The sequence below is a fragment of the Polaromonas sp. P1_E3 genome (assembly GCF_056405935.1).
In genome coordinates this window covers 1-6,296 of the sequence record NZ_JBFUBD010000159.1, presented here as the reverse complement: position 1 = coordinate 6,296, position 6,296 = coordinate 1, and the positions used below count along the sequence as shown (strand labels likewise).

At 61.0% G+C, this 6,296-nt stretch carries 6 protein-coding genes; 2 read left to right on the top strand and 4 right to left on the bottom strand.

The features are described 5' to 3' along the window. Positions 1-117: 117 nt before the first annotated feature. Positions 118-927, top strand: coding sequence for an enoyl-ACP reductase FabI (gene fabI / locus AC1D0Z_RS14610; RefSeq protein WP_477658947.1), 810 nt, complete (start codon positions 118-120; stop codon positions 925-927). 302 nt (positions 928-1,229) lie between these two features. On the opposite strand, the gene AC1D0Z_RS14605 is transcribed toward fabI, so the two are convergent. Both AC1D0Z_RS14605 and AC1D0Z_RS14600 read right to left on the bottom strand, forming a co-directional pair. After that, positions 1,230-1,970 (bottom strand): GNAT family N-acetyltransferase, encoded by a 741-nt coding sequence (locus tag AC1D0Z_RS14605; protein ID WP_477658946.1) that lies wholly within the window; start codon positions 1,968-1,970, stop codon positions 1,230-1,232. Between the two features lie 151 nt (positions 1,971-2,121). Next, positions 2,122-2,469, bottom strand: a complete 348-nt coding sequence (locus tag AC1D0Z_RS14600; protein ID WP_477658948.1) for a GFA family protein — start codon at positions 2,467-2,469, stop codon at positions 2,122-2,124. Between the two features lie 162 nt (positions 2,470-2,631). On the opposite strand from AC1D0Z_RS14600, the gene AC1D0Z_RS14595 reads away from it, so the two are divergent. Further along, positions 2,632-3,561 (top strand): DNA ligase, encoded by a 930-nt coding sequence (locus AC1D0Z_RS14595; RefSeq protein WP_477658945.1) that lies wholly within the window; start codon positions 2,632-2,634, stop codon positions 3,559-3,561. 167 nt (positions 3,562-3,728) lie between these two features. Here AC1D0Z_RS14595 and AC1D0Z_RS14590 read toward each other — a convergent pair whose 3' ends face one another. Further along, a complete protein-coding gene (locus tag AC1D0Z_RS14590; protein ID WP_477658944.1) occupies positions 3,729-4,154 on the bottom strand; it encodes a DUF3592 domain-containing protein in 426 nt (141 codons plus the stop codon). Between the two features lie 61 nt (positions 4,155-4,215). After that, positions 4,216-6,296: Orn/Lys/Arg family decarboxylase (locus AC1D0Z_RS14585; protein WP_477658943.1), on the bottom strand; the 2,081-nt coding region annotated here is incomplete at its 5' end.

Sequence of the window (6,296 nt, the reverse complement as noted above, 5' to 3'; positions counted from 1 at the left end):
CTTCGCATGCGACAATTCTGCACTACTTGAGCAGGCAAGAGTCCAGCGGCGCAGATACTGCGCCCTTGTCCTTGCTGTCCTTGCCCTTCCCCGCGAACTACCTAATGGAGCACCTGCATGGCCACCAACACCGGATTCCTCACTGGCAAAAAACTGTTGATCACGGGGGTCCTCTCGAACCGGTCCATCGCCTACGGCATTGCCAAGGCCTGCCATGCCCAGGGCGCCGAGCTGGCTTTCGGCTACGTCGGCGAGCGCTTCAAGGACCGCATCACCGAATTTGCGRCCGACTTCGACTCCAAGCTCATTTTTGACTGCGACGTGGGCGACGACGCGCAGATCGACAAGATGTTTGCCGACCTCTCCAAAACCTGGCCGACCTTTGACGGCTTTGTGCACAGCATTGGCTTTGCGCCGCGCGAGGCGATCGCCGGCGACTTCCTGGAGGGCCTCTCACGCGAAGCCTTCAAGATCGCGCACGACATCAGCGCCTACAGCTTCCCGGCCATGGCCAAGGCAGCCCTCCCCTACCTCAACAAAAAATCGGCCCTGCTCACGCTGACTTACCTCGGCGCCGTGCGGACCGTGCCCAACTACAACACCATGGGCCTGGCCAAAGCCAGCCTGGAAGCCTCGGTGCGCTACCTGGCCGAATCGCTGGGCCCGAAGGGCATGCGCGTCAACGGCATCAGCGCCGGCCCGATCAAAACCCTGGCCGCCAGCGGCATCAAGGGCTTCGGCAAGATTTTGAGCGTGGTCGCCGAAGCCTCGCCAATCCGCCGCAACGTGACAATTGAAGACGTCGGCAACGTCGCCGCCTTTTTGCTGAGCGACCTGGCCGCAGGCGTGAGCGCCGAGATCACCTATGTCGACGGGGGTTTCAGCCATGTGGTGGGCGGCATCGCCGAGCCGGCAGCCGAAGCCTGAGGGGCTCCGCGCCCGATGCCGGGCGCTGCGTGCGCGACGTAGGCTGTCGCGCGGCAGTAAACGCTATGAAATAGATAGCTGTTGGCGCCCGTGCCTATTGACCTGCAGGCCAAATACGTGCATCAAATAAGGCCTGCAGGCACTTTGCAGGCGACTAAAGCCGGATCAGGCAATAGAACTGCCAGATTCGGCTGCCCCGGGGCTTCAAAATAGTGCAAAATCAGGCTGAAACCCAATACAGATAAGCGCTAGCAGCTATAAAAATAATAGCAAAGTATTGCGCTTTTCGTCGGATTCAGGCATCAAGCCTGTGTCCAATAGTCATAGCTCCAGACCGTTTCAAAGCCTGCCCGCCGGTAAAGCGCCCGCGCCGCGGCATTGCCTTCTTCCACCTGCAGGAATGCGCGCTCAATGCCCCGCTGCATCGCCACTTCAGCCATGGCGGCCAATACCCGTCCTGCCAGTCCCTTGCCGCGGTGTGCCGGATCGGTTCGCATGCCGTGCACGCTGGACCATCCGTGGCTGAAAGCCACTGCGCCGGCGGCAATGGCCTTGCCGCCTTCGCGCACGCTGGCAAACACCGAATCGCGTCCGCGGCCCAGTGACCTGACACGGCTGGCGCCGTCCACGGGATCAAAACCCTCGGCCAGGAACAGCGCGGCCCAGGCCTCGTCCGGCGCACTGGCGGTTTCTGCGAGTGCCTGTACAGACACACCGCGCATGGACTTGACCTGTGCCACTTCCACCAGCACCGGCTTGCCCGCCGTGTAGCCCCGCGCACCCAGTTCGCTGCGAAAGGCATCAAAGCAGGCCTCATTGGCCAGCCGGAAGACGGCCCGCATGCCGCGCGTGCRGTACTGCCCTTCAATGCGATCAATCACGCCATCGGCGGGGAGCTCATGCCGCAAAGGCACAGCGCTTTTGGCCCGGCTGACGGTTCCGCTGTCGAAGGGCAGCAGCCAGCCCCCGATTTCAAGCTGGTCCTCGGGTGATACAGCCGCCACAGTGGCGCGCTCGATATTTTCAATGTCGCTGGAAGTCATGGTGTCGATAAAAGAATGCCGAGGCAGGCAAGCCACGGGAGTCAAACAGCAATAAATAGGGGCCGCGAATACCGCTCTACGGCTAAAGGCGAAGTGTCGGGTTATCGCCTTCGCCTGAGGGGCCGGGGGTTTTAGGAAGAGCTAGGAAGAACTAGGAAGAGCGCCCATCGAAATGCGTTACCTTGATGGTGTCCAGATCGATCCCCTCGAGGCAACGCACGTTGATCGCTGCAATGCGATTACCGGCAGGATCCGTCCCTTCGCCATAAGGATGAATGCCACAGGTGGGGCAGAAACGGTGGCTGATCACATGCTTGTTGAACTGGTAGGTACCGGCATTTTCTTCGGGGGTCAGCAAACGGAGCTGGGCATGCGGCACAAACCACAGCAGCGACCCCTTGCGCTGGCAGATGGAGCAGTTGCAGGCCAGAGCGCTGGTGGGCTCGCCATCAACTTCAAAGGCAACTTTTCCGCAATGGCAACTTCCTCTGGAAGTGATTTTTTGCGTCATCGGCGTGATTCCTTTCATGGCCCTTGCGGCCTTCTTGGGTTGACAGGTTGCGCGAGCGACACACGCGATACCAGCACGCTTGCACGCCGCAAATTTGAACTATAAACTGTACATTCATACAGCTATAAGTCAAGAAAAACAGGGAGGGCCATGCGGCAACATATCACCAGCTCCGGCGAGCGGGCCAACAAGGCCTTTTTTCGCCTCAAAACACTTCATTGGCTGCTGGCAGCTGCAGGCTTGCTGGCTCCAGCGCTTCCTGCGCTGTCGGCGTCCGCAGTTGCGCAGGCGCCCCCGCTGATGCTTGCCAAGGTGTATCACCCCGGCGTTTCACTGCAGGATTATTGGGTCAGTGAAAAATTCGACGGCGTGCGCGGCTACTGGGACGGCGAACAGCTGCTCACGCGTGGGGGTGAACGCATCGCGGCCCCGGCCTGGTTTACCGCAGGCTGGCCCAAAACCCCCATGGATGGCGAACTGTGGGCCGGCCGCGGCCAGTTTGCCAGGGCAGTGTCTGCCGTGCGCCAGCAAACACCGGATGACGACGCCTGGCGGACCATGCGTTTCATGGTGTTTGACCTGCCCGCGCAGGGCGGCCCGTTCAGCGAGCGGATTCCGGCCCTCAACGGCGTGGTGAGCCGCATCGACCAGCCCTGGGTGCAGGCCGTGGGGCAATCGAAGGTGGCAAGCCATGCCGCCCTGCAGGCATTGCTGGCCACCACCGTCAAGCGCGGCGGCGAAGGCCTGATGCTGCACCGCGGCGCGTCCCTCTACAAGGACGCCCGCAACGACGACCTGCTCAAGGTCAAAACCCATGAAGACACCGAAGCCCGCGTGGTGGCGCATGTTCCCGGCAAGGGGAAGTACGCCGGCCTGCTGGGCGCGCTGCTGGTGGAAATGCCCGGCAAGGATGGCAAGGCCGGCCCGCGCTTCAAGCTGGGCACCGGGCTCAGCGATGCGCAGCGCCAGAATCCCCCGCCGGTCGGCAGCACCATCACTTACCGCTTTCGCGGGCTCACTGACAGTGGCCTGCCCCGGTTTGCCAGCTTCATGCGGGTACGGGAAGACCAGCGGCTTTAAAAGCGAGCGTTAACGGTGAGTTTGAAGGCCGGCACGCCGCCGCGAACGCCTTGCGCTGGCCTGGTTACCTGTCACACCTGCTGATTCACACGGAAAAATGGCTGTGGGGCTCTCCAGCTGTGCGCAGTCAGCTACAAAAAGAATAGCAAAGATTCGAGGAGCCGGTTTTATTTTTTCTGGCTCGCCAGCAAACCAAGGCCCGTGTAGCCCAGACTGGCAACGATGAAGAACCAGCCAATCCACTTGAGGAAGGACGATCCCCCGGCTTCCTGCGCGAACCCCACCTGGCTCGGGTCGCCAGGCATGTAGTAGATGTTCACTGGCCTGCCCGCCTCAAAGTCCTTCAGCACAGCCTCGGGGAACGAGCGCTTGATTGTCATGGGCCGCCCGGCCTCGGTGCGGAATTTGAGTTCCGCCGTGTAGGTGGTGTGTCCCTTTTGGGAAAAACTCTTGTACTCCTTGATCGGCTCGACCACCGCCGTCTTGCCGTTGGCCATGAGTAGCCGCAATTCGTTGTCCGAGCTTGCCTGCGCACGCAGGAATACTGCGCCGACGATGACGCCGAGGACTCCGAAGAGAATCGTCTTGAACATGCTCCCCTCCCAATAAATATGGAAAGGACTATAGCAAACGAAAGTACCTGTTTATTCCTGCCTAGCGTTTGACGCAATCCGCGTAGTAGCGCGTCTTGCCCTTGGCATCCACCTGCTCCACAAGGCCATGGATGTCTGTTTCAAAGCCCGGGCACTGGGCATTGAACTCGCGCGCGAACTTCAGGTAATCCACGATTTTCCGATTGAACACTTCGCCAGGGATCAGGAGTGGAATGCCCGGTGGATAGGGTGTGACCAGGCCCACGGTGATGCGGCCTTCCAGGTGGTCGATTTCGACCCGTTCTGTCGTGCGGTGGGCAATATGGGCGTAGGCGTCGCTCGGCTTCATGGCCGGAGCCAGGTCGCTCAGGTACACCTCGGTCGTCAGCCGCGCGATGTCGTATTTGGCGTACAGGGTGTGGATGTGCTGGCACAAGTCGGCCAGGCCCATGCGCTCGTATTTGGGGAACTTCTGGCAGAACTCGGGCAGGATGCGCCACATCGGCTGGTTCTTGTCGTAATCGTCCTTGAACTGCTGCAGCGCCGTCAGCAGCGTGTTCCAGCGGCCTTTGGTGATGCCGATGGTGAACATGATGAAGAAGCTGTAGAGGCCGGTTTTCTCGACGATCACGCCATGCTCGGCCAAAAATTTGGTCACGATGCTGGCCGGGATGCCCGTTTTGGCGAACTTGCCGTTCAGGTCAAGGCCGGGCGTGACGATGGTGGACTTGATCGGGTCCAGCATGTTGAAGCCGGTGGCCATCTGGCCAAAGCCATGCCAGTTGTTGGCGCCGTTTTTGGCCGTCTTGGCGCTGCGGGATTCACCCTTGATGATCCAGTCCTGGCCTTCGCCGATGCCCTCTTCCACCAGCTTGTCCGGCCCCCAGACCTTGAACCACCAGTCATCGCCGTATTCCTCGTCGATCTTGCGCATGGCGCGGCGAAAGTCCAGCGACTCGGCGATGCTTTCCTCGACCAGCGCGGTGCCGCCGGGCGGCTCCATCATGGCGGCGGCCACGTCGCAACTGGCGATGATGCTGTATTGCGGCGAGGTCGAGGTATGCATCAGGTAGGCCTCATTGAAGAGGTGCCTGTCGAGCTTCACGTCCTGCGAGTCCTGCACCAGCACATGGCTGGCCTGGCTGATGCCGGCCAGCAGCTTGTGGATGGACTGGGTGGCATACACCACGGCGTTCTTCGGCCGGACACGGTTCTTGCCCATGGCGTGGTAGGTGCCGTAGAACGGATGGAAAGCGGCGTGCGGCAACCAGGCTTCGTCAAAGTGCAGGTTGTCGATGTAGCCATCCAGCATGCCCTTGATGGTTTCGGTGTTGTAGAGCACGCCGTCGTAGGTCGACTGTGTCAGTGTCAGCACGCGCGGCTTGACCTTGCTGCTGTCCACGCCCTTGAGCAGCGGGTTGGCGTCGATCTTGGCGCGGATCGCGTCCGGCTCGAATTCGCTCTGCGGAATCGGCCCGATGATGCCGAAATGGTTGCGCGTCGGCTTCAGGAACACCGGAATCGCACCCGTCATGATGATGGAATGCAGGATGGACTTGTGGCAGTTGCGGTCCACCACCACCACGTCGCCGGGCGCCACCGTGTGGTGCCACACCATCTTGTTGCTGGTCGACGTGCCGTTGGTCACGAAGAAGCAGTGGTCGGCATTGAAGATGCGCGCGGCATTGCGCTCGCTGGCGCCGATGGCGCCGTCGTGGTCCAGCAGTTGGCCGAGCTCTTCTACAGCGTTGCAGACGTCGGCGCGCAGCATGTTCTCGCCAAAGAACTGGTGAAACATCTGGCCGACCGGGCTTTTGAGGAAAGCCACGCCACCGGAATGCCCGGGGCAGTGCCAGGAGTAGGAGCCGTCTTCGGCGTAATCGAGCAGCGCCTTGAAAAACGGCGGCTGCACGCCTTCGAGGTAGCTTTTGGCCTCACGCAGGATGTGACGCGCCACAAACTCGGGCGTGTCTTCGAACATATGGATGAAGCCATGGAGCTCTCGCAGGATGTCGTTCGGGATATGGCGCGAGGTCTTGGTTTCGCCATACACGTAAATCGGCACGTCCAGATTCTTGCGGCGTACCTCTTCGATGAAATTGCGAAGGTTCAGAACGGCTGGGTCCAGGTCGGGCCCGGGGG

Coding starts and splice junctions, on each gene's coding strand:
- AC1D0Z_RS14595 (WP_477658945.1), top strand. CDS start 2,632: ATGCGGCAACATATCACCAGCTCCGGCGAGCGGGCCAACAAGGCCTTT.
- AC1D0Z_RS14590 (WP_477658944.1), bottom strand. CDS start 4,154: ATGTTCAAGACGATTCTCTTCGGAGTCCTCGGCGTCATCGTCGGCGCA.